The sequence below is a fragment of the Streptomyces sp. SID14436 genome, assembly GCF_010548465.1.
In the GTDB taxonomy this organism is placed as follows: Bacteria; Actinomycetota; Actinomycetes; order Streptomycetales; family Streptomycetaceae; genus Streptomyces.
Genome location: NZ_JAAGMD010000533.1, coordinates 1 through 20,631, shown reverse-complemented (window position 1 = coordinate 20,631; position 20,631 = coordinate 1). Strand labels below are relative to the sequence as shown.

At 70.9% G+C, this 20,631-nt stretch carries 17 protein-coding genes and 3 pseudogenes; 10 read left to right on the top strand and 10 right to left on the bottom strand.

The genetic code is table 11. The features are described from left to right. Positions 1–618 (bottom strand): annotated as a pseudogene (locus G3I53_RS18680) (PucR family transcriptional regulator); the annotation flags it as partial. A gap of 178 nt (positions 619–796) precedes the next feature. Between G3I53_RS18680 and G3I53_RS18675 the strand changes: the two are divergent. The 7 genes from G3I53_RS18675 to G3I53_RS18650 all read left to right on the top strand — a co-directional run bounded on the left by G3I53_RS18675 (position 797) and on the right by G3I53_RS18650 (position 9,772). Continuing rightward, positions 797–1,723 (top strand): proline dehydrogenase family protein, encoded by a 927-nt coding sequence (locus G3I53_RS18675; protein ID WP_164332836.1) that lies wholly within the window; start codon positions 797–799, stop codon positions 1,721–1,723. Positions 1,724–1,757: 34 nt separating this feature from the next. Next, positions 1,758–3,389 carry an L-glutamate gamma-semialdehyde dehydrogenase gene (gene pruA, locus G3I53_RS18670; protein WP_164332837.1) on the top strand — a complete coding sequence of 544 codons (1,632 nt, stop codon included), beginning with the start codon at positions 1,758–1,760 and terminating at the stop codon, positions 3,387–3,389. Between the two features lie 343 nt (positions 3,390–3,732). Further along, positions 3,733–3,864, top strand: a complete 132-nt coding sequence (locus G3I53_RS34415; protein ID WP_263867766.1) for a hypothetical protein — start codon at positions 3,733–3,735, stop codon at positions 3,862–3,864. Between the two features lie 79 nt (positions 3,865–3,943). Beyond that, on the top strand, positions 3,944–4,987 hold the full coding sequence (locus tag G3I53_RS18665; RefSeq protein ID WP_164332838.1) for a 3-isopropylmalate dehydrogenase: 1,044 nt from the start codon (positions 3,944–3,946) through the stop codon (positions 4,985–4,987). 249 nt (positions 4,988–5,236) lie between these two features. Further along, a complete protein-coding gene (locus tag G3I53_RS18660; protein ID WP_164332839.1) occupies positions 5,237–6,325 on the top strand; it encodes a branched-chain amino acid aminotransferase in 1,089 nt (362 codons plus the stop codon). Between the two features lie 392 nt (positions 6,326–6,717). Beyond that, positions 6,718–8,322 carry a citramalate synthase gene (gene cimA / locus G3I53_RS18655; protein WP_164332840.1) on the top strand — a complete coding sequence of 535 codons (1,605 nt, stop codon included), beginning with the start codon at positions 6,718–6,720 and terminating at the stop codon, positions 8,320–8,322. 103 nt (positions 8,323–8,425) lie between these two features. Beyond that, positions 8,426–9,772, top strand: a complete 1,347-nt coding sequence (locus G3I53_RS18650) for a hypothetical protein (RefSeq protein WP_164438565.1) — start codon at positions 8,426–8,428, stop codon at positions 9,770–9,772. Positions 9,773–9,925: 153 nt separating this feature from the next. Here the strand turns inward: G3I53_RS18650 and G3I53_RS18645 are convergent, their stop codons facing one another. Beyond that, positions 9,926–10,528, bottom strand: coding sequence for a YceI family protein (locus tag G3I53_RS18645; RefSeq protein WP_164334565.1), 603 nt, complete (start codon positions 10,526–10,528; stop codon positions 9,926–9,928). A 338-nt stretch (positions 10,529–10,866) separates the two neighbouring features. Here G3I53_RS18645 and G3I53_RS18640 point away from each other — a divergent pair. From G3I53_RS18640 to G3I53_RS18630, 3 genes and pseudogenes are all read left to right on the top strand, one after another. Continuing rightward, positions 10,867–11,127 (top strand): annotated as a pseudogene (locus G3I53_RS18640) (hypothetical protein); the annotation flags it as partial. Between the two features lie 116 nt (positions 11,128–11,243). Continuing rightward, positions 11,244–12,848 (top strand): acyl-CoA carboxylase subunit beta, encoded by a 1,605-nt coding sequence (locus tag G3I53_RS18635; protein WP_164334566.1) that lies wholly within the window; start codon positions 11,244–11,246, stop codon positions 12,846–12,848. 57 nt (positions 12,849–12,905) lie between these two features. Continuing rightward, a complete protein-coding gene (locus G3I53_RS18630; RefSeq protein ID WP_164334567.1) occupies positions 12,906–13,100 on the top strand; it encodes an acyl-CoA carboxylase subunit epsilon in 195 nt (64 codons plus the stop codon). A 138-nt stretch (positions 13,101–13,238) separates the two neighbouring features. Here the strand turns inward: G3I53_RS18630 and G3I53_RS18625 are convergent, their stop codons facing one another. From G3I53_RS18625 to G3I53_RS18590, 8 genes and pseudogenes are all read right to left on the bottom strand, one after another. Further along, entirely contained in the window at positions 13,239–13,820 is a 582-nt protein-coding gene (locus tag G3I53_RS18625) for an ATP/GTP-binding protein (protein ID WP_164334568.1), read from the bottom strand. Beyond that, the gene (locus G3I53_RS18620) at positions 13,801–14,373 is read right to left on the bottom strand and encodes a DUF742 domain-containing protein (protein WP_164334569.1); all 573 of its coding nucleotides are present in this window, start codon (positions 14,371–14,373) and stop codon (positions 13,801–13,803) included. The genes G3I53_RS18625 and G3I53_RS18620 overlap by 20 nt, the downstream gene beginning before the upstream one ends. 94 nt (positions 14,374–14,467) lie before the next feature. Then, positions 14,468–14,881 carry a roadblock/LC7 domain-containing protein gene (locus tag G3I53_RS18615; RefSeq protein ID WP_004983065.1) on the bottom strand — a complete coding sequence of 138 codons (414 nt, stop codon included), beginning with the start codon at positions 14,879–14,881 and terminating at the stop codon, positions 14,468–14,470. A gap of 10 nt (positions 14,882–14,891) precedes the next feature. Continuing rightward, a complete protein-coding gene (locus G3I53_RS18610; protein WP_164334570.1) occupies positions 14,892–18,182 on the bottom strand; it encodes a nitrate- and nitrite sensing domain-containing protein in 3,291 nt (1,096 codons plus the stop codon). A gap of 374 nt (positions 18,183–18,556) precedes the next feature. Further along, positions 18,557–19,147 (bottom strand): ATP/GTP-binding protein, encoded by a 591-nt coding sequence (locus G3I53_RS18605; protein ID WP_164334571.1) that lies wholly within the window; start codon positions 19,145–19,147, stop codon positions 18,557–18,559. Then, positions 19,128–19,523, bottom strand: a complete 396-nt coding sequence (locus G3I53_RS18600) for a DUF742 domain-containing protein (RefSeq protein ID WP_164334572.1) — start codon at positions 19,521–19,523, stop codon at positions 19,128–19,130. Before G3I53_RS18600 ends, G3I53_RS18605 begins: the two co-directional genes overlap by 20 nt. 111 nt (positions 19,524–19,634) lie before the next feature. Continuing rightward, positions 19,635–20,048 (bottom strand): roadblock/LC7 domain-containing protein, encoded by a 414-nt coding sequence (locus G3I53_RS18595; protein ID WP_030231800.1) that lies wholly within the window; start codon positions 20,046–20,048, stop codon positions 19,635–19,637. A gap of 9 nt (positions 20,049–20,057) precedes the next feature. Continuing rightward, positions 20,058–20,631 (bottom strand): annotated as a pseudogene (locus G3I53_RS18590) (hypothetical protein); the annotation flags it as partial.

The following is a 20,631-nucleotide window of genomic DNA, read 5'->3' as shown; positions in this document are numbered from 1 at the left end:
GGTGCGCACCGACGGGGCGTCGTCGTCGGGGCCGGCCGGCCAGGGCGCCACGCAGACCAGCGTGTGCGGCCGGTCCGCTCGGGGGCCGAGCGCGGTGCGCAGTTCGGCGACCGCCATGTCGCGCTGCCAGTCGCGCTCCGCGGTGAGCACCGCCCGCAGCTCGCGGGTGAGGTCCGCGCCGTGCTGTGCCTCGTCGGCGAGCAGCGCGCCGATGCGGGCGGTCACCCGCATGGCCGCGTCGAGCCGGCGGTCGGAGGGGCCCGGGCCGTCCTCCAGCAGCCACACGTAGCCGAGGACGACGCCCCGGTGGCGTACCGGAAGGCAGATGCGGCCGCGGTGCACCCCCGCCTCCGGCGTGCGCGGGATGCGTACCGGGCCCCTGGCGCGGGTGATGCCGAAGCCCTCGAACCAGGCGCGGACGGCGGGCGTGGAGCGCCGGGTGAGGATCGAGCGGGTGCGCACCGGGTCGAGCGAGGACGGATCGAGGTCGCCCTCGCTGTCGTAGGCGCCGAAGGCGATCAGCTCGAAGTCCCGGCTCTCCAGGGTCGCCGGGGCGCCGAGCAGCTCGGAGATCTCGTCCACGAGCTCCTGGTAGTCACCCCTGTGTTCCGACGTCACCCGGGCATTGTCCCGCACGGCATCGCCCGCTTCATACAGATGTCTGAGATCCGCGGCACGGATGCGTGACAGCTGTCGATGGCCGACGATCGGGTCGGTCCATAGGTTCAGGGTGGTTCTCCGTGCCGTACCCCGAAGAGGGGGGCGGCCGTCCGGTGCAGGTGTTTGGAGGTGCCCCGTGCTGGGTCCCGTGATTCTCGCCGCGTCGCGCAGCGACCGGATGCGTCGGCTCGTCTCGGCGGCGCCGGGCACCAGGCAGGTGGTCGACCGCTTCATCCCCGGCGAGACCGTGGACGAGGTGCTGCCCATCGTCCAGGAGCTCACCGGCAACGGCCTGGAGCTGACGATGGACGTCGTCGGCGAGGACATCACCACGCCCGCCCAGGCCGGGGCGGCCCGTGACGCCTACCTCGAACTGATCGAGCGGCTGGCCCCGCTGGAGCTCGGCGACCGCGTCGAGGTGTCCGTGAAGCTGTCCATGTTCGGCCAGTCCCTCCCCGGCGGCCACGACCTGGCGCTCGCCAACGTCCGCCCGGTCGTCGAGGCCGCGGCCGCCATCGGCACCACCGTCACCCTGGACGCCGAGGACCACACCACCCTCGACTCGATGTTCGCCGTCCACGAGGAGCTGCGCCGGGACGTCCCGCAGACCGGCTGCGTGATCCAGGCGTACCTGTACCGCACCGAGGAGGACGCGCGCAGGCTCGCCGCGAACGGCAGTCGCGTACGGTTGGTGAAGGGCGCCTACAAGGAGCCCGCCGACGTCGCCCTCCAGCAGAAGCACGAGATCGACAAGGCGTACGTGCGCATCCTGCGCACCCTGATGAACGGCGACGGGTATCCGATGATCGGGTCCCACGACCCGCGTCTGATCTCCATCGCCCAGGAGCTGGCCCGCATCGCCGGGCGCAAGCCGGACGAGTACGAGTTCCAGATGCTGTACGGCATCCGCAGCGACGAGCACCTGCGGCTGGCCGCGGAGGGCCACCGCATGCGCGTGTACACCGCCTACGGCACCGACTGGTACGGCTACTTCATGAGGCGGCTCGCGGAGAAGCCCGCCAACCTGCGGTTCTTCGCTCGCAGCATGATCACCAAGGGCTGACCCACACCGCTCAAGTCAAGGAGTTACGGACATCATGGACGCTGTGACCCAGGTCCCCACCCCCGTCAACGAGCCGGTGCACGGCTACGCCCCCGGCTCCCCCGAGCGGGCCCGGCTGGAGGCCAGGCTGAGGGAGCTGGCCGACAACCCGGTCGACCTGCCCTGCACCATCGGCGGTGAGAAGCGGATGGGCGGCGGCGAGCGGTTCGACGTCGTGCAGCCGCACAACCACAAGGCCCGCCTGGGCACCGCCGCCCACGCCACCCGGCAGGACGCCCAGGACGCCATCGACGCGGCCCTCGCCGCCGCGCCCGCCTGGCGTGCGATGTCCTTCGACGACCGCGCGGCGATCATCCTGCGCGCCGCCGAGCTGCTGGCCGGCCCCTGGCGCGAGACCATCGCCGCCTCCACGATGCTGGGCCAGTCCAAGACCGCCCAGCAGGCCGAGATCGACAGCCCCTGCGAACTGGTCGACTTCTGGCGCTTCAACGTCCACTACGCGCGCGGCATCCTCGCCGAGCAGCCCCCGGCCAACTCGCCGGGCGTGTGGAACCGCCTGGACCACCGCCCGCTGGAGGGCTTCGTCTACGCGATCACGCCGTTCAACTTCAGCGCCATCGCCGCCAACCTGCCGACCGCGCCCGCCCTGATGGGCAACGTCGTCGTCTGGAAGCCGTCCCCGACCCAGACCCACGCCGCCGTGCTGCTGATGCGGCTGCTGGAGGAGGCCGGTCTGCCCAAGGGCGTCATCAACCTCCTCACCGGTGACGGCCTGGAGGTCTCCGAGGTCGCCCTGGCCCACCGCGACCTGGCCGGCATCCACTTCACCGGCTCGACCCGGACCTTCCAGCACCTGTGGAAGACGGTCGGCCAGAACATCGAGAAGTACCGCACCTACCCGCGTCTGGTCGGCGAGACCGGCGGCAAGGACTTCGTCGTCGCCCACCCGAGCGCCGACCCCGCGATCCTCAGGACCGCGCTGACCCGCGGCGCCTTCGAGTACCAGGGCCAGAAGTGCAGCGCCACCTCGCGCGCCTACATCCCGGCCTCGATCTGGAACTCCGGCTTCAAGGAGGAGTTCGCCGCCGAGGTGGACGGCATCCGGATGGGTGACGTCACCGACCTGTCCAACTTCATCGGCGCCGTCATCGACGAGCGGTCCTTCGCCAAGAACAAGGCCGCCATCGACCGGGCCGAGCAGGACCCGTCCTGCACCATCGTGGCGGGCGGCTCCTACGACGACTCGGTCGGCTACTTCGTCCGCCCGACCGTCATCGAGTGCAGCGACCCGGAGAACGAGGTGTTCCGCACCGAGTACTTCGGCCCGATCCTCGCCGTGCACGTGTACGACGACGAGAAGTACGACGAGATGCTGACCCAGATGGAGTCGGTGTCGGACTACGCCCTGACCGGCTCGGTCATCGCGAACGACCGCGCGGCGGCGGCGTACACGATGGAGAAGCTGCGCTACGCGGCCGGCAACTTCTACATCAACGACAAGTCGACCGGTGCCGTCGTCGGCCAGCAGCCCTTCGGCGGCGGCCGGGCCTCCGGCACCAACGACAAGGCGGGCGCCCCGCAGAACCTGATGCGCTGGACCCTGACCCGCGCCATCAAGGAGACGCTGGTCCCGCCGACCGACTACACGTACCCGCACATGGGCTGACGCCCACCCCGATCGCGAACGGGCCAGGTCACCCCCCGACCTGGCCCGTTCGTCCGTCCGCGTGCGACGGGGGAGCGGCGGCCCTGGACGGAGAACCCCAGGTCAGAGGGGTGTGACGTAGTCCACCGTCTCAGATAGTAGGAAGCCCAAGTAATTGTGCAGACAGACGCGCGGCGCGCCCTTACTTTTGTAGGAGCCGAACGTCTCGCTCGATCAAGCGAATGGCGGTCGTGAGCCGGACCCTCGTGCAGGTCACCCCCTGCGGTCCCTGGTTCCCCGCCCCTTCCGGCATCCCGTGACCCTCCGCGCGTTCCCGCGCGTGTTCCGAAGGAGCCGATCTCCCATGCCCGAGACGACCGCCCGCCGCCGCGTCCGCCACACCTCCCGCACCTCCGAGTCCGACCGGAAGAACGCCGCCGCAGCCCTGCAGCGCGCCCTGGACCGCCGGGACAACGGCGGCTCGACCGGCCACTGAGTCCGGGCCGTCCGCCATGCGGGTGTCCGCATCCCGGACGGCTCGTGTCAGTGCATGGGACGAGGAGTAGGGTGCCCGCATGTCTCGCAGCATCAATCTCGCAGTGATCCCCGGTGACGGCATCGGCCAGGAGGTCGTGACCGAAGGTCTCAAGGTCCTTTCCGCCGTCCTTCCGCAGGATGTGAAGCTGGAGACCAAGGAGTTCGACTTCGGCGCCCGGCGCTACCACGCCACCGGTGAGACCCTCACCGACGCCGACCTGGCCGAACTCCGGCAGCACGACGCCATCCTGCTCGGCGCCATCGGCGACCCCGGCGTCCCCTCCGGCGTCCTGGAGCGCGGCTTCCTGCTCAAGCTGCGCTTCGCCTTCGACCACCACGTCAACCTCCGGCCGAGCAAGCTCCTGCCGGGCGTGTCCACCCCGCTCGCGGGCCAGCCGGAGATCGACTTCGTCGTCGTCCGCGAGGGCACCGAGGGCCCCTACACCGGCAACGGCGGCAGCATCCGCACCGGCACGCCCCACGAGGTCGCCACCGAGGTCTCCGTCAACACGGCCTTCGGCGTCGAGCGCGTGGTCCGCGACGCCTTCGCCCGCGCCCAGGCCCGCCCCCGCAAGAAGCTGACGCTGGTCCACAAGAACAACGTGCTGACCTTCGCGGGCCACCTGTGGACCAACATCTTCAGCAGGGTGGCCGAGGAGTACCCCGACGTCACCACCGACTACATCCACGTCGACGCCGCGACGATCTACCTCGTCACCGACCCGGCCCGCTTCGACGTCATCGTCACCGACAACCTCTTCGGCGACATCATCACCGACCTCGCCGCGGCCGTCTCCGGCGGCATCGGCGTCGCCGCCAGCGGGAACATCAACCCTTCGGGTGAGTTCCCCTCCATGTTCGAGCCCGTGCACGGCTCGGCCCCGGACATCGCCGGCCAGGGCAAGGCCGACCCGACGGCCACCGTCCTGTCCGTCGCCCTCCTGCTGCGCCACCTCGGCCACGAGTCCGAGGCCGCGCGCATCGAGGACGCCGTCTCCGCCGACCTCGCGGACCGCGGTGACCTGCCCGCACGCAGCACGTCCGAGATCGGCGACGCCCTCGCCGTACGGGTAGCCGGCTGACCGGGCGCGCTCTCGACCACACGCGAAGCCGCCGGGTCCCCGCGCACCCGGCGGCTTCCGCATGTCCCCGCCGGGTGCCACCATCGACCAACGGGCCGCATTCACCCCGTTTCTACCGCAGCCGTCCCCGGGCGATAATCGAACGCGGAGCCGCGGAATGAGGGAATGCTCGGACGTCCTAGTATCGGCCACCGGCCGTACGGGAGTGTGCGCGGCCCGTCACTACAACCGGTGAAGGACAAACCACTCATGACGACGCCCACGATCGAGCTCAAGCCCTCCGCCCACCCGCTCTCGGACGCAGAGCGCGAGGCGATCCTGGCCAACCCCGGGTTCGGCCGCCACTTCACCGACCACATGGTGACCATCAAGTGGACGGAGGGCCGCGGCTGGCACGACGGCCAGCTCGTCCCGTACGCGCCGATCTCCCTGGACCCCGCCACCACCGTCCTGCACTACGCGCAGGAGATCTTCGAGGGGCTGAAGGCCTACCGGCGCCCCGACGGCTCCGTCGCCACCTTCCGTCCGGAGAAGAACGCCGAGCGCTTCCAGCGCTCCGCCCGCCGCCTGGCCATGCCCGAGCTGCCCGTCGAGACGTTCCTCGAGGCGTGCGACGCGCTGGTGCGCCAGGACAAGGCGTGGGTTCCGGCGCACGGCGGCGAGGAGTCGCTCTACCTGCGCCCGTTCATGATCGCCACCGAGGTCGGGCTCGGGGTGAAGCCGGCCAACGAGTACCTGTTCCTGGTCATCGCCTCCCCGGCCGGCGCCTACTTCCCGGGCGGCATCAAGCCGGTGTCCATCTGGGTCTCCGAGGACCGGGTCCGCGCCGTCCCCGGCGGCATGGGAGACGCCAAGACCGGCGGCAACTACGCCGCCTCCCTGCTCGCCCAGGCCGAGGCCGCCGCCAAGGGCTGCGACCAGGTCTGCTACCTCGACGCCGTGGAGCACACCTGGGTCGAGGAACTGGGCGGCATGAACCTGTACTTCGTCTACGGCGACCGGATCGTCACGCCCACCCTCACCGGGTCCATCCTGGAGGGCGTCACCCGTGACTCCCTGCTGAGCGTCGCCCGCGACCTGGGCTACGAGGCCGTCGAGGAGCGGGTCTCCGTCGACCAGTGGCAGCGCGACTCGGAGAACGGCACCCTCACCGAGGTCTTCGCCTGCGGCACCGCCGCCGTCATCACCCCCGTCGGCACCGTCAAGCGGGCCGGTGCCGAGTGGCAGCAGAGCGGCGGCGAGCCCGGAGAGGTCACGCAGAAGCTGCGCCAGGCCCTGCTCGACATCCAGCGCGGCACGGCCGAGGACAAGCACGGCTGGATGCACCAGCTGGGCTGACGCACGGGCGGCCACGAGGGCGGGCGCCGGACCCCTCCGGCCCCCGCCCTCCGCCTGCCGCCACCCGGTCCGGGTACCCGCCCCCCCCGCCTGGGACCGCCCGCATCCTGAGACGGCCGCCGGACACGGGGGCGGAATGTGCCAGACTGCCCCCGTGCTCTCGTTCGCCACGATTATTGGCAGCAGGCGCGCCGGTCCGCAGTGACCGCACGTACGACACGGTACGGGCGGACACCGTCGTCCTCGACCCGCGCGCAGACCTCTCGCACCCGCGAGGGGTTTTTCTGTTTCCTGGCCCATCCGCAGCCGGAAACAGTGCGTGAGGGACCATGGAGAGACGGTGGAACCGGTCATTCCGGTAGACCGAGATCAATATCAGGAGCCTTCAGACCATGACCGCAACCAGCGAGCCCGACGACTCGTTCCACGTCTTCGACACCACACTGCGCGACGGCGCCCAGCGCGAGGGCATCAACCTCACGGTCGCCGACAAGCTGGCCATCGCACGGCACCTGGACGAGTTCGGCGTGGGCTTCATCGAGGGCGGCTGGCCCGGCGCCAACCCGCGGGACACGGAGTTCTTCGCCCGCGCCCGCGAGGAGATCGCGTTCGAGCACGCCCAGCTGGTCGCCTTCGGCTCCACCCGCCGCGCCGGCACCACGGCGGACAAGGACCCCCAGGTCAGGGCGCTCCTGGAATCCGGCGCACCCGTGATCACCCTGGTCGCCAAGTCGCACGACCGGCATGTCGAACTGGCCCTGCGCACCACGCTCGACGAGAACGTCGAGATGATCCGGGACACCGTCGCCCACCTCACGTCCGAGGGCCGCCGGGTCTTCGTCGACTGCGAGCACTTCTTCGACGGCTACCGCGCCAACCCCGAGTACGCCAAGGCCGTGGTCCGCGCGGCCTCCGAGGCCGGCGCCGACGTCGTCGTCCTGTGCGACACCAACGGCGGGATGCTGCCCGCGCAGATCCAGGCGGTGGTCGCCACGGTCCTGGCCGACACCGGCGCCCGGCTCGGCATCCACGCCCAGGACGACACCGGCTGCGCGGTCGCCAACACCCTCGCCGCGGTCGACGCGGGCGCCACCCACGTGCAGTGCACGGCCAACGGCTACGGCGAGCGGGTCGGCAACGCCAACCTCTTCCCCGTCGTGGCCGCGCTGGAGCTCAAGTACGGCAAGAAGGTGCTGCCGGAGGGCCGGCTGCGCGAGATGACCCGCATCTCCCACGCCATCGCCGAGGTCGTCAACCTCACGCCCTCCACCCACCAGCCCTACGTCGGCGTCTCGGCCTTCGCGCACAAGGCCGGCCTGCACGCCTCCGCGATCAAGGTCGACCCCGACCTGTACCAGCACATCGACCCCGAGCAGGTCGGCAACACCATGCGGATGCTGGTCTCCGACATGGCGGGCCGGGCCTCCATCGAGCTCAAGGGCAAGGAGCTCGGCATCGACCTCGGCGACGACCGGGAGCTGGTCGCCCGGGTCGTGGAGCGGGTCAAGGAGCGCGAGCTGAAGGGCTACACCTACGAGGCGGCCGACGCCAGCTTCGAACTCCTGCTGCGGGCCGAGGCCGAGGGCCGTCCGGTGAAGTACTTCGCGGTCGAGTCCTGGCGCGCGATCGCCGAGGACCGCCCCGACGGCAGCCACGCCAACGAGGCCACCGTCAAGCTGTGGGCCAAGAGCGAGCGCATCGTCGCCACGGCGGAGGGCAACGGCCCGGTCAACGCCCTGGACCGCGCACTGCGCGTCGCCCTGGAGAAGATCTACCCGCAGCTCGCCAAGCTGGAGCTGGTCGACTACAAGGTCCGCATCCTCGAGGGCAAGCACGGCACCCAGTCCACGACCCGCGTGCTGATCTCCACCTCCGACGGGGCGGGGGAGTGGGCCACGGTCGGCGTCGCCGACAACGTCATCGCCGCGTCCTGGCAGGCACTGGAGGACGCCTACGCCTACGGCCTCCTGCGCGCGGGCGTCGAGCCGGTCGCCTAGCAGCGATTCGCCGGACCGCCGGGCCCGGCAGGGATTCCGTTCCGCGGGAATACCTGCCGGGCCCGATGTCCGTTTTTCGGTCTGTTCGGGTAGCTTCGAGAGTATGAAGGTCGCGCTGCCGCGTACTTTCGTACGCCTGCTGATCATGCCGGTGGTCGCCGCTCTGGCGGTGCTGCTGGCCGCGGCGCCCGGCGCGCAGGCGGCGGCGGACCTCTCGGAGGTCGGCCGGGCGCTGCGCGAGCGGCCCGTGTACGTCGATCCCGATGCCCGGGACATCCTGTCCGAGGCGGATGCCGACGCCCTCGCGAAGAAGATCGAGGACGCGGACAAACCCGTCTTCGTCGCCGTCCTCCCGGCCGACCAGCCCACCCGGAACCTCTTCCGGAACCTGCGCACCGAGACCGGCGTGACCGGTCTGTACGGCGTGCGCCTCGGCGGCGCGTTCGACGCGCGCGCCGACAGCAGCGTGGTGAGCCGCCAGGGCGTGCGCAACCTGGTCACGGCCGCGCAGGACGCCGGTGACGCCAAGGCCCAGCTGAACGACTTCGTCGACGACGCGCTGCGCACCATCGGCGGCACGGCCCCCGGCAGCTGGAACGAGGGCGGCGGCGAGGTCCCGGTCGGCGGTCTGATCACCGTCGGCGCGGTGCTGGCGGCGGGCGGCGCGGGCGTGTTCGCCCTGTCCCGCCGCAACCGGCGCCGCCACGAGGAGGAACAGCGGGCGGCGCTGGAGAAGCTGCGGGTGGTCGTCGACGAGGACATCACCGCCTTCGGCGAGGAACTCGACCGTCTCGACTTCCACCCCTCGGAACCCGGCGCCGACGACGCGATGCGCGGCGACTACGAGCGCGCGCTGGACGCCTACGAGCAGGCGAAGACGCTGATGGCGGCGGCCCGCAGGCCCGAGGACGTCAAGGCGGTCACCCAGGCGGTGGAGGACGGCCGGTTCTCGCTGTCGGTGCTCGCCGCCCGCCGCGAGGGCCGGGAGCTGCCCGAGCGCCGCCCGCCGTGCTTCTTCGACCCGCGGCACGGCCCCTCGGTGGCCGACGCCCGCTGGACGCCCCCGGGCGGCGCGGCCCGGGAGGTGCCGGTGTGCGCGGCCGACCGGGCCCGTCTCTCCGACGGGCTGGACCCGGTGGTCCGCGAGGTCGACACCGAGTACGGCCGCCGCCCCTACTGGGAGGCGGGCCCCGCCTACGGCCCCTGGGCCGGCGGCTACTTCGGCGGCGGTCTGCTGCCCGGCCTGCTCGTCGGCACGATGCTGGGCGGACTGATGGCCGGCCCCGCCTACGGCGCGGACTACGGCGCCGGGTACGGCGACTTCGGCGGCTACGAGGGCGGTGACCTGTCCGGTGCCGACTTCGATCCCGGCGACTTCGGCGGTGGCTTCGGCGGCGGGTTCGGCGGCGGCGACTTCGGCGGTGGCGGGGACTTCGGCGGCGGCTTCTGAGTGGTCCGGCCCCGGGGGAGAGGGCCGGCCGGAGAACCGCTCGGCCCGTCCGGGGCGGCGCGCCCCGGACACGCCGAGCGCCCGCCTTCCGGCACGGGTGCCGGCGAGACGGGCGCGCTCAGGGGGTGGCGCGGCGGGGCCGCGCCGTCGGGATCAGGCGTTGCGGATCGCCGAGATGTCGAAGTTCAGCTTGATCTTGTCGGAGACCAGGAAGCCACCGGTCTCCAGCGCGGCGTTCCAGGAGAGGCCCCAGTCGGAGCGCAGGATCTCCGCCTTGCCCTCGAAGCCGACGCGCTGGTTGCCGAACGGGTCCGTGGCGGCACCGTTGTACTCGACGTCGATGGTCAGCGGCCGCGTGGTGCCGAGGATGGTCAGGTCGCCCGTGACGCGGTACTCGCCGTCGCCGGCCGCCTCGACCTGGGTGGACCGGAAGGTCATCGTCGGGAACTCGTCCGTCTTGAAGAAGTCGGCGCTCTTGAGGTGGCCGTCACGGTCGGCGCTGCCGGTGTCGATGCTGTCCATCACGACGTCGATGGAGGCGGTGGACTTCGACGGGTCGGAGCCGTCCAGGTGCAGCGAGCCGGTGAACTCCTTGAAGCTGCCCTTGACGTTGGTGACCATGGCGTGCCGGGCGACGAAGCCGATCGTGGTGTGCGACGGGTCGATGGTGTAGTCGCCGGTGAGGGCGGACAGGTCCGGAGCGGCGGCGGGCGCGGTGGCGGTGGCGGCGTCGTTCTTGCGGTTGAAGATACCCACGGTGTTTCTCCTTCGGGGACGGGGTGAACGGGTGATCCCGTTCAATGTTCAACTAACTCAACACGACCCACCGTAGAGGCATTCCCTTCAAAGTTCAACATCTTTTGGAGGATCGGGAAAAAATCAGCCACGGCCGCACCCCGGGTACCCTCCCGGCCCCCGGTCAGCCCGGCCCGGGGCCGTGCTCGCCACGACCGCCGGGGCCGCGCCCCGGCGGGGCACCCCCCTCCTCCGGCGGTCCAGGCCGTCGAGCAGCACGGCCGACCACCTCTCCGCCGCCGTGAGCCACCCCGGGCACGCGCCCCCGCGGCAACCGGTGGGCACCGACCCAGCCGGCGGCGAGCGTGCTGGTCCGCGTCACGGGCGGTACCGCTACCCTCTGCGTGAGCGGACCGACCCGAACGGGCGAATCGCTGGAGATCTTCTGGGACCACCCGGTGCGGGGACCCGTACGCGCCGACGACACCGTGGAATTCCTGGCCACCGGCCCCCGGCTGCGGCTGCGCGTCACTCCGGGGCAGGCGGGCGCCACGCACCGGTGTGAGGTGACTCTCCACCGAACGGCTTTGTCCGACCCCGACAAGGGGCACGCCCCCTGAGCAGTCGAAAAGCCTGCATGCGGCCGTGGTTCTGTTCAGTGGTACCAGGAAATCGCCGTCGAGACTGTGAGGAGTCGACGGCTCGCAATCGCCCGTCGACTTCGTAAGGTCACTACATGACCGTTTTGGACGAGGCGCCGGGTGAGCCGACCGACCTGCCGGGGGAGCCGGCCGACGCGCGCGGGCGAGTCGCCGAGCTGCACGAGATCCGTGCGCAGGCGCTGGCCGGCCCGAGCGAGAAGGCGACCCAGGCGCAGCACGCCAAGGGCAAGCTGACCGCACGGGAGCGCATCGAACTCCTGCTGGACCCCGGGTCCTTCCGCGAGGTCGAGCAGCTGCGCCGGCACCGGGCGACCGGCTTCGGTCTGGAGGCCAAGAAGCCCTACAGCGACGGTGTCATCACCGGCTGGGGCACGGTCGAGGGCCGCACGGTCTTCGTCTACGCCCACGACTTCCGGATCTTCGGCGGCGCCCTGGGCGAGGCCCACGCCACCAAGATCCACAAGATCATGGACATGGCCATCGCGGCCGGTGCCCCCCTGGTCTCCCTCAACGACGGCGCCGGCGCCCGCATCCAGGAGGGCGTCTCCGCCCTCGCCGGCTACGGCGGCATCTTCCAGCGCAACACCAAGGCGTCGGGCGTCATCCCGCAGATCAGCGTGATGCTCGGCCCGTGCGCGGGCGGCGCGGCCTACAGCCCCGCCCTGACGGACTTCGTGTTCATGGTCCGCGACACCTCGCAGATGTTCATCACCGGCCCCGACGTCGTCAAGGCGGTCACCGGCGAGGAGATCACCCAGAACGGCCTGGGCGGTGCCGACGTGCACGCCGAGACCTCCGGGGTCTGCCACTTCGCCTACGACGACGAGGAGACCTGCATCCACGAGGTGCGCTACCTCCTCTCCCTCCTCCCGCAGAACAACCGCGAGAACCCCCCGCGGGCGGAGAGCTCCGACGCCGCGGACCGCCGCGGTGACGCCCTGCTCGACCTGGTCCCCGCCGACGGCAACCGGCCCTACGACATGGCCAAGGTCATCGAGGAGATCGTCGACGACGGCGAGTACCTGGAGGTCCACGAGCGCTGGGCGCGCAACATCATCTGCGCGCTCGCCCGGATGGACGGCCAGGTCGTCGGCATCGTCGCCAACCAGCCGCAGACGCTGGCCGGCGTGCTCGACATCGAGGCGTCCGAGAAGGCCGCCCGCTTCGTGCAGATGTGCGACGCCTTCAACATCCCGATCCTCACCTTCCTGGACGTCCCCGGCTTCCTCCCGGGCGTCGACCAGGAGCACGGCGGCATCATCCGCCACGGCGCCAAGCTGCTCTACGCCTACTGCAACGCCACGGTGCCGCGGATCTCGCTGATCCTGCGCAAGGCGTACGGCGGCGCCTACATCGTCATGGACTCCCAGTCCATCGGCGCGGACCTCACCTACGCCTGGCCGACCAACGAGATCGCCGTGATGGGCGCCGAGGGCGCGGCCAACGTCATCTTCCGCCGTCAGATCGCCGACGCCGAGGACCCCGAGGCCATGCGCGCCCGCATGGTCAAGGAGTACAAGTCGGAGCTGATGCACCCCTACTACGCGGCCGAGCGCGGCCTGGTCGACGACGTCATCGACCCCGCCGAGACCCGCGAGGTCCTCATCAGGTCCCTGGCGATGCTGCAGACCAAGCACGCCGACCTGCCGTCCCGCAAGCACGGCAACCCGCCCCAGTAACCGGACGGACCCGCCGCGGCAACCCCGCGGACCCCTCTCCCAGGGAGACTGAGCCCCATGAGCACACCTGACATCCGTGTCGAGAAGGGCCACGCCGAGCCCGAGGAGGTCGCCGCCATCACGGCCGTCCTCCTGGCCCGTGCGGCGGCCCGCCCCGCCGGCACCGCCCCGGCCCACCGCGGCCGCGCGAAGGCGGGCTGGCGCCGTCTGGAGCGCGAGGGCGGCTTCCGCGCCCCGCACAGCTGGCGCTGACCGCACACGTCAACAGGTAAGGGCCCCTCCGCGAAGGAGGGGCCCTTACCTGTTGCTGAGGAAGTACATGCCGTCCCGGGGACCTCCGGGTCCCCGGGATGCCGCCTGCGTCCACGGCCCGCAGGCGGCGGCGGGCCGTCAGCGCAGCCGCGCCATCAACGCGTGCTCGACGAGCGTGATCAGCGTCGACTTCGCGTCCGAGCGGTGACGGGCGTCGGTGGTGATGATCGGTGTGTCCGGCCCGATCTGGAGCGCCTCGCGCACCTCGTCCGGCTGGTAGGGCTGCTGCCCGTCGAAGCCGTTGAGGGCGATGACGAAGGGCAGGCCGCTGTTCTCGAAGTAGTCGACGGCCGGGAAGCAGTCGGCGAGCCGCCTGGTGTCGACGAGGACGACCGCGCCGATGGCGCCGCGCACCAGGTCGTCCCACATGAACCAGAACCTGTCCTGGCCGGGGGTGCCGAACAGGTAGAGGATCAGGTCCTGGTCGAGCGTGATGCGTCCGAAGTCCATGGCGACCGTGGTGGTCGTCTTGTCCCCGGTGTGGGTGAGGTCGTCGATGCCTGCGGACGCAGACGTCATGACGGCCTCTGTGCGCAGCGGGTTGATCTCCGAGACGGCGCCGACGAACGTGGTCTTGCCCACGCCGAAGCCGCCCGCCACCACGATCTTCGCGGAGGTGGTGGAGCGGGAAGGACCGCCGCTAGAGCTTGCGAAGTCCACTGAGCACCCTTTCGAGCAGTGTCACGTCTGGCTGGCCGCCGGCGTTCTCGTCGCCGCCGGGCTGATGGATGGCGACCAGTCCCGCCTCCGCCAAGTCGGCGACGAGGATCCTGGCCACGCCGAGAGGGATGGTCAGCAGGGCCGAGATCTCGGCCACCGACTTGATCTCCCGGCAGAGGTTGCAGATCCGCTGATGCTCGGGCAGCTGGCCCTGCATCTGGTGCGGCTGCGCGGTGGTGTGCACCAGTGCCTCGATGGCGAGCTGGTACCGCGGCCTGGTGCGTCCGCCCGTCATGGCGTACGGGCGCACCAGGGGGTTGCTCGACGACCCTGCGGGCGCCGACTCGGGGGTGCGACGCTGAGGCTGCACGGGCTGGATGCGCGGGGCGTGCGGCTGGTCGTACGGCGACGGACCGGGGCCCTGTGGCGCGTACGGCTGCCGGTGGTCGGGGGCGGAGGGGTAGCCGTACCCGCTCTGGGCACCGTCGTTCGGGCCCTGTGCGGGGCCGTACGACCAGTTGCCCGACGACGAACCGCCTGGGGGTGTTGCCACTTTCTCCTCCTCCGACTGTGCCTGGCATCCATCCTGGTGGAGCCGCGTCCCGAAACCTTACGGCCCCGGGACGTCAAAGCGCACCGTCCGTCTGTTAGTTGAGAAGGCTCCCTTGGAGCTCCGCACGAAGATCCGGGGTCAGGACCGTACCGGCGCGGTCGACCAGGAGGGCCATCTCGTACCCGATGAGGCCGATGTCCGCCTCCGGATGTGCGAGGACGGCGAGCGACGAACCGTCGGAGATGGACATGATGAACAGGAATCCCCGCTCCATCTCCACAACCGTCTGGTTCACACTGCCGCCCTCGAAGATCCGGGAGGCGCCTGCCGTCAGAGACGTCAGACCGGAGGCGACGGCCGCGAGCTGGTCGGCGCGGTCGCGGGGAAAGCCTTCGGACATCGCCAGAAGGAGTCCGTCGGCGGAGACCACCACCGTGTGGGACACCCCCGGGGTGTTGTCCACGAAGTTGGTGATCAACCAGTTCAGGTTCTGTGCCGCCTGGCTCATCGGGCTCACACTAACGCTCCTGGTTGTAGGTGCTGTCAGGACCGAAGCCCTGGCCGTTCGTTTCACTGCCTGCGTTGCGGCCCCGTTGGACACCGCGCCGCAGGTTGCTCAGCCTGCCCCGGACGTCCTCCGGGGCGCGGGAGACCTGGGGGCCTCCCTGGGGAGTGGTTTCGGCGGAACCCTGGACCAGGTTGGCCTTGGGCACCCGCCGCGGCAGACCCGAGGAGGTCACTCCGCCCGCCTTGGGCTTCCTCAGCTGCGAGGCCTGCTGCCAGCGCTCGTCGTTCGCCGAACGCCAGCCGCTGCCGTCGCCGTTGTTCTCCGGAGGAGAGGCCGGCGCCTCCTGGCCCGCGTGCCGCGCGCCGCCCGTGGCGCCGCTCGCGGTGGATCCGCGGCGCGGAAGCCCGGCGTCGGTCAGCTCGTGGACGGCGGAGTGGGCCGGTCCCGGACGGTCGAAGCCTACGCCGTCCCGCTCACCTGCGTCAGCGGCCTGCGTGGATTCCGACTCCTGGGTATCCGCAGGGTACTGGGCCGGGTAGCCGTTCTGGTAGCCGTCGGCCTGCGGCCAGTCGTCCTCGCGGCGCCGGTCGTCGAAACCGGGGAACGAGCCGGAGGACGCACCCGCCGGCGTCCGGTCCGGCGCGGGCGCCTCCGGGTACGCGGTGTCCGGGTACGTGCCGTTCGACGCGAAGGCGTCGTTCTGCGGCGCCTGGCCGGCGGGCGCGTAGTAGCCGCCGTCGTAGGTCGACTGCTGCCCGGTGTCGTAGGCCTGCTGATCGCCGGTGTCGTACGTCTGCTGGTCGTAGCCGGCCGGCTGCTGCGGCTGCTCGTACTGGCCGGTCTGCTGGTCGCGGTAGCCGCCGTCGTCGTAGCCCTGCGCCCGGTCGTAGCCCTGGCCGGGGTCGTAGCCCTGCGGAGCGGCGAACTCCCCGGTGCCCTGGTCCTCCTGCTGCGCGGGCGTGCCGGGCGCCTGCTGCGATCCCTCCAGGGCTGCACGGCGGCCCTCCCGCATCAGGGAACGCCCGACCGGGTCCAGGTCGCGGATGTCGTCCGGGACCTCGGTGTAGCGGCTGTCGTCGAAACCGAGTTCGGCGGCGGTGCGCAGCGGCTGCTGGTTGAAGTCCTCACCCTGGAAGTTCTGCTCCGGGATGATCTGCGAGACCGTGAACTCGTCGTGCGCGGGCTGCTGCTCGCCGCCGCCACCGTGGGTGATCGCGTCCGGCAGCATGACCAGCGAGGTGGTTCCGGCCTGCTCGCCCGAGGGGCGCAGCTGGACCCGGATGCCGTGCCGGTCGGACAGCCGGCCGACCACGAACAGACCCATGCGCTGCGAGATCGCGGCGTCCACGGTCGGCGGGTTGGCCAGCTTGTGGTTGATGTCCGCGAAGTCCTCGGCCGTCAGGCCGATGCCCTTGTCGTGGATCTCGATCATCACGCGGCCGTCGGGCAGCCGGGTCGCGGTGACCCGGACCTTCGTCTGCGGCGAGGAGAACGTGGTGGCGTTCTCCAGGAGCTCGGCGAGCAGGTGCACGAGGTCGGTCACGGCGCGGCCGTGGATCTCGGCCTCCGGCACGCCGGACAGCTCGATGCGCTCGTACTGCTCCACCTCGGAGGAGGCGGCGCGGATCACGTCGACCAGCGGGACCGGCTGGTCCCAGCGGCGGCCGGGCTCCTCGCCCGCGAGGACGAGGAGGTTCTCGCCGTTGCGGCGCATACGGGTGGCCAGGTGGTCCAGGCGGAAGAGGTTCTCCAGCTGGTCCGGGTCCGCCTCGTTGTTCTCCAGGTCGGTGAGCAGGGTCAGCTGGCCCTCGATCAGCGACTGGTTGCGGCGCGAGAGGTTGGTGAAGATCGCGTTGATGTTGCCCCGCAGCAGCGCCTGCTCGGAGGCGAGCCGCACCGCCTCGCGGTGGACCTGGTCGAAGGCGCGGGCGACCTCGCCGATCTCGTCCGTGGAGGTGATCGGGATCGGGGCCACCCGGGTGTCGACCCGGCCCGGGTCGGTGCGGGAGAGCTGGTCGACCAGCATCGGCAGACGCTGCTCGGCGATGCCGAACGCGGCGTTGCGCAGCTGGCGCATCGAACGGCTCATCTGGCGGGCCACCATGCCGGCCAGGATGAACGCGGCGAGCAGGGCGATCACCACGGCCGCACCGGTGATCAGCGCGTCCCGCTTGGCGTCGTCGGCGATGGTCTGGGCCTCTTCCACGGCCTTGTCGACCAGTTCGGACTCGACCTCGCTGTACCCGGCGAACTTGGCGGTGTAGGCACCGAGCCAGTTCTGCAGGGTGATGCCGTTCTCCTTGAGCTGCGCCTCGCTGAGCGCGCCGGAGGCGAGACCCTGGAGCATGTTGTCGGCGGCGGGCATGGCCGTGTAGGCGCCGCCCTGGGTGGAGGACGACTCGCCGGCGCCGACCGCGGCGCCCTTGTCACCGATGGTCTCGCGCTTCTGGGCCATGATCGCGTCGAGGCGCTCGACGTCCTTCTCCGTCGCGGCGGAGACGAACTCGTTGATCGCGATGCCCTCGAGGTAGCGGTAGGACACCATGGAGACGCGCTGCTGCTGGACGACGGCCGGCTTCTGGCTCGGGCGCACCAGCAGGTGGACGCCGATGGAGCGCTGGAGGGAGGCGGCGGCCTTGGCCAGGGAGACGGCGTAGACGGTGCGGCCGTAGCTGGTGACGTTCTCGGTGCCCAGACCCAGCTCGTTGGCGAACTCCATCAGCGAGTGCTGGACGGTGACGTAGCCCTCTTCGGTCTTCACCGGGTCCATGGACGCCGTGTAGGCCTTCTCGCGCAGCGGGCCCAGGCCGATCTCGTTGTCACGGAAGAGCTGCATCCGCCGGTCGAGGGCGGCGGTGTTCGGGAGGTTCTCGGCGACCCGGTCGAACTCCTCCTTGGCGGCGTCGGTGGCCGCCCGGAGCTTCTTGACCTGCTCCGTCTCGCCCTTGCCGGACAGCAGGTCGGCGGCGGTGAGGTCGCGCTCGTTGAGCAGGGCCTGGCCGTAGTCGTCGGCGGCGCGGACGAGGAGCGCGACCTTCTCGGCGTCCTCGGCCTCCTGCCAGGTCTCGATCGAGCTGCTCACCTGGAAGCCGCCCATGACGAGGCCGACCAGCACGGGTATGAGCAGGATCGCGTTCAGCCTGGTGGTCACCCGCCAGTTGCGCGGGGAGAAACGGCCGCCGCTCGGCGGGGGTGCGGCCGCCGGCTCGGGTTCGGGTACGTGGGCGGGCGCCGCTGTGCGCGGCGGCGGGGTGAAGTTGCCCCGGGCCGACGGCTCGGGACTGTTCTTGCTTCGCCTCACTCGACCAACAACCTCTCGGCGGTCGGCACCTTGACGTGCCGCTGTGTCTCAGAGCCCTGCTTGCCATCGACTACTGAGTACGTCATGGGCTACTGGGCAGTTCAGGCATTCCAGCATGCCGACCTGCGCTCTTCCAAACAGTCGACGGCAGGGAATCGGAGTGATGTAAGCCCCACATAAAACGGTCATACAGAGCGAGCCCCGCCAAAAGGCAGGGCGTTCGTGCGCACAGTGGTACCGCTCGAACGCGTCGCGTGTCGACCTCCCCCGATTCCTCTGCCGAAACGTTATGAACACCGGGGCCGACGGTGTCAAAGGACACGGCCGGCTCCGGTGCTTCAGCGACAACTCCCGTGTGGATCTCCCTATTTGATCTACCTCAGGCGGGCCATGAGGGCGTGTTCCACCAGAGTGATCAGCGCGCTCTTCGCGTCCGAACGGTGACGGGCGTCCGTGGTGATGATCGGCGTGTCCGGCCCGATCTGGAGCGCCTCGCGCACCTCCTCCGGCTGGTAGGGCTGCTGCCCGTCGAAGCCGTTGAGGGCGACCACGAAGGGCAGGCCGCTGTTCTCGAAGTAGTCGACGGCCGGGAAGCAGTCGGCGAGCCGCCTGGTGTCGACGAGGACGACCGCGCCGATGGCGCCGCGCACCAGGTCGTCCCACATGAACCAGAACCGGTCCTGGCCGGGGGTGCCGAACAGGTAGAGGATCAGGTCCTGGTCGAGCGTGATGCGTCCGAAGTCCATGGCGACCGTGGTGGTCGTCTTGTCCCCGGTGTGGGTGAGGTCGTCGATGCCCGCGGACGCAGACGTCATGACGGCTTCCGTGCGCAGCGGGTTGATCTCCGAGACGGCGCCGACGAACGTGGTCTTGCCCACGCCGAAGCCACCCGCCACCACGATCTTCGCGGAGGTCGTGGAACGGCTCTCGGAGACCGTCCCTCCACTAGAGCTTGCGAAGTCCACTGAGCACCCTTTCGAGCAGTGTCACGTCCGGGGCGCCGGTCGATTCGTCGCCGCCCGGCTGGTGGATGGCGACGAGTCCCGCCTCCGCGAGGTCCGCCACCAGGATCCGGGCAACACCCAGCGGCATGTTCAGCAGCGCCGACACCTCGGCGACGGACTTCACCTCTCGGCACAAATGGCAGATGCGCTGGTGCTCGGGGAGGAGCCCCATGAGCGCTGCCGGGTCGGCCGTCGTACTGATCAGTGCCTCGATGGCCAGCTGATAACGCGGCCTGGTCCGGCCGCCGGTCATCGCATACGGACGCACCAGCGGCTGGTCGCCCTCGTCCTCGTACGGCTCCGCGTACGGATCATGAGAGGCGGTGGGCGGGGTCATGAATCCTCCGGGCGGGACAGCAAGTCGGTCAGTCAAGCCGTCTGACGGGGCCGGTGGGGGGAATGTGGCGGCCGGACGGTGATTTGGTGAGACGGGTGGTGCCGGGGCCGATCAGTGGAGCAGACTTCCCTGTAGCTCGGCGCGCAGGTCCGGGGTGAGGACCGCGCCCGCGCGGTCGACCAGGAGCGCCATCTCGTAGCCGACGAGGCCGATGTCGCACTCCGGGTGCGCCAGGACGGCCAGCGACGAGCCGTCCGAGACGGACATGAGGAAGAGGAACCCCCGCTCCATCTCCACGACCGTCTGGGCCACGTCGCCGCCTTCGAAGATCCGGGAGGCACCGGCCGTCAGGGAGGTCAGTCCCGAGGCGACGGCCGCGAGCTGGTCCGCGCGATCGCGCGGGAAGCCCTCGGACAGTGCCAGCAGAAGTCCGTCGGCGGACACGACGACGGTGTGGGACACCCCGGGGGTGTTGTCCACGAAGTTGGTGATCAACCAGTTGAGGTTCTGTGCCGCCTGGCTCATCGGGCTCAACTAACGCTCCTGCTGGTGAGTGGGCCGCGGGAAGCTGCCGGTCTGGGTGGACCCGGCCTGACGCCCCTGTGCGATACCCCGACGAAGATTGGTCAGCCGGCCGCGCACGTCGTCCGGTGCGCGGGAGACCTGCGGACCGCTCTGGTGCGACTGCTGCTGAGCCGTCCCCGGGACGAGGTTCGCCCGGGGCACCCGGCGCGGCAGGCCGGAGGTGGTGACGCCCCCCGCGGCCGGCTGCCGGACCCGCTCGGCCTGCCGGACCAGCTCGTCGTTGGGCGAGCTGCGCCAGGAGGTCGCTTCGGACCGCTGAGGGCCGGTGGGCCCCTGCGGCTGCTGCTGCGGGGCGGCCGGAGCCGGGGCGTCGCCCTGCTCCTGCTGCTGGCGGCCGCCACCGCGGAACCAGTTGGTCTCCAGCGTGTCGTACAGCGGGGTACGGCCGTCGCCGGGACCGGTCGCCGGGGGCAGGGCCTCCGGCTCGCGCCGGACCGGCCGCTGCTGCGGGGCCGGCGGACGCGGGGCGCCGAAGTCGGCCCCACGCGTGCCGTTCATCTGCGGACGCTCGAACTGGCCGGTG

What these genes read in the sequence shown, in the direction of transcription:
- G3I53_RS18595 (WP_030231800.1), bottom strand. Translation starts at nt 20,048, where the DNA reads ATGAGCCAGGCGGCACAGAACCTCAACTGGTTGATCACCAACTTCGTG.
- G3I53_RS18600 (WP_164334572.1), bottom strand. Translation starts at nt 19,523, where the DNA reads ATGACCCCGCCCACCGCCTCTCATGATCCGTACGCGGAGCCGTACGAG.
- cimA (WP_164332840.1), top strand. Translation starts at nt 6,718, where the DNA reads ATGACCGCAACCAGCGAGCCCGACGACTCGTTCCACGTCTTCGACACC.
- G3I53_RS18615 (WP_004983065.1), bottom strand. Translation starts at nt 14,881, where the DNA reads ATGAGCCAGGCGGCACAGAACCTGAACTGGTTGATCACCAACTTCGTG.
- pruA (WP_164332837.1), top strand. Translation starts at nt 1,758, where the DNA reads ATGGACGCTGTGACCCAGGTCCCCACCCCCGTCAACGAGCCGGTGCAC.
- G3I53_RS18665 (WP_164332838.1), top strand. Translation starts at nt 3,944, where the DNA reads ATGTCTCGCAGCATCAATCTCGCAGTGATCCCCGGTGACGGCATCGGC.
- G3I53_RS18635 (WP_164334566.1), top strand. Translation starts at nt 11,244, where the DNA reads ATGACCGTTTTGGACGAGGCGCCGGGTGAGCCGACCGACCTGCCGGGG.
- G3I53_RS18650 (WP_164438565.1), top strand. Translation starts at nt 8,426, where the DNA reads ATGAAGGTCGCGCTGCCGCGTACTTTCGTACGCCTGCTGATCATGCCG.
- G3I53_RS18630 (WP_164334567.1), top strand. Translation starts at nt 12,906, where the DNA reads ATGAGCACACCTGACATCCGTGTCGAGAAGGGCCACGCCGAGCCCGAG.
- G3I53_RS18660 (WP_164332839.1), top strand. Translation starts at nt 5,237, where the DNA reads ATGACGACGCCCACGATCGAGCTCAAGCCCTCCGCCCACCCGCTCTCG.
- G3I53_RS34415 (WP_263867766.1), top strand. Translation starts at nt 3,733, where the DNA reads ATGCCCGAGACGACCGCCCGCCGCCGCGTCCGCCACACCTCCCGCACC.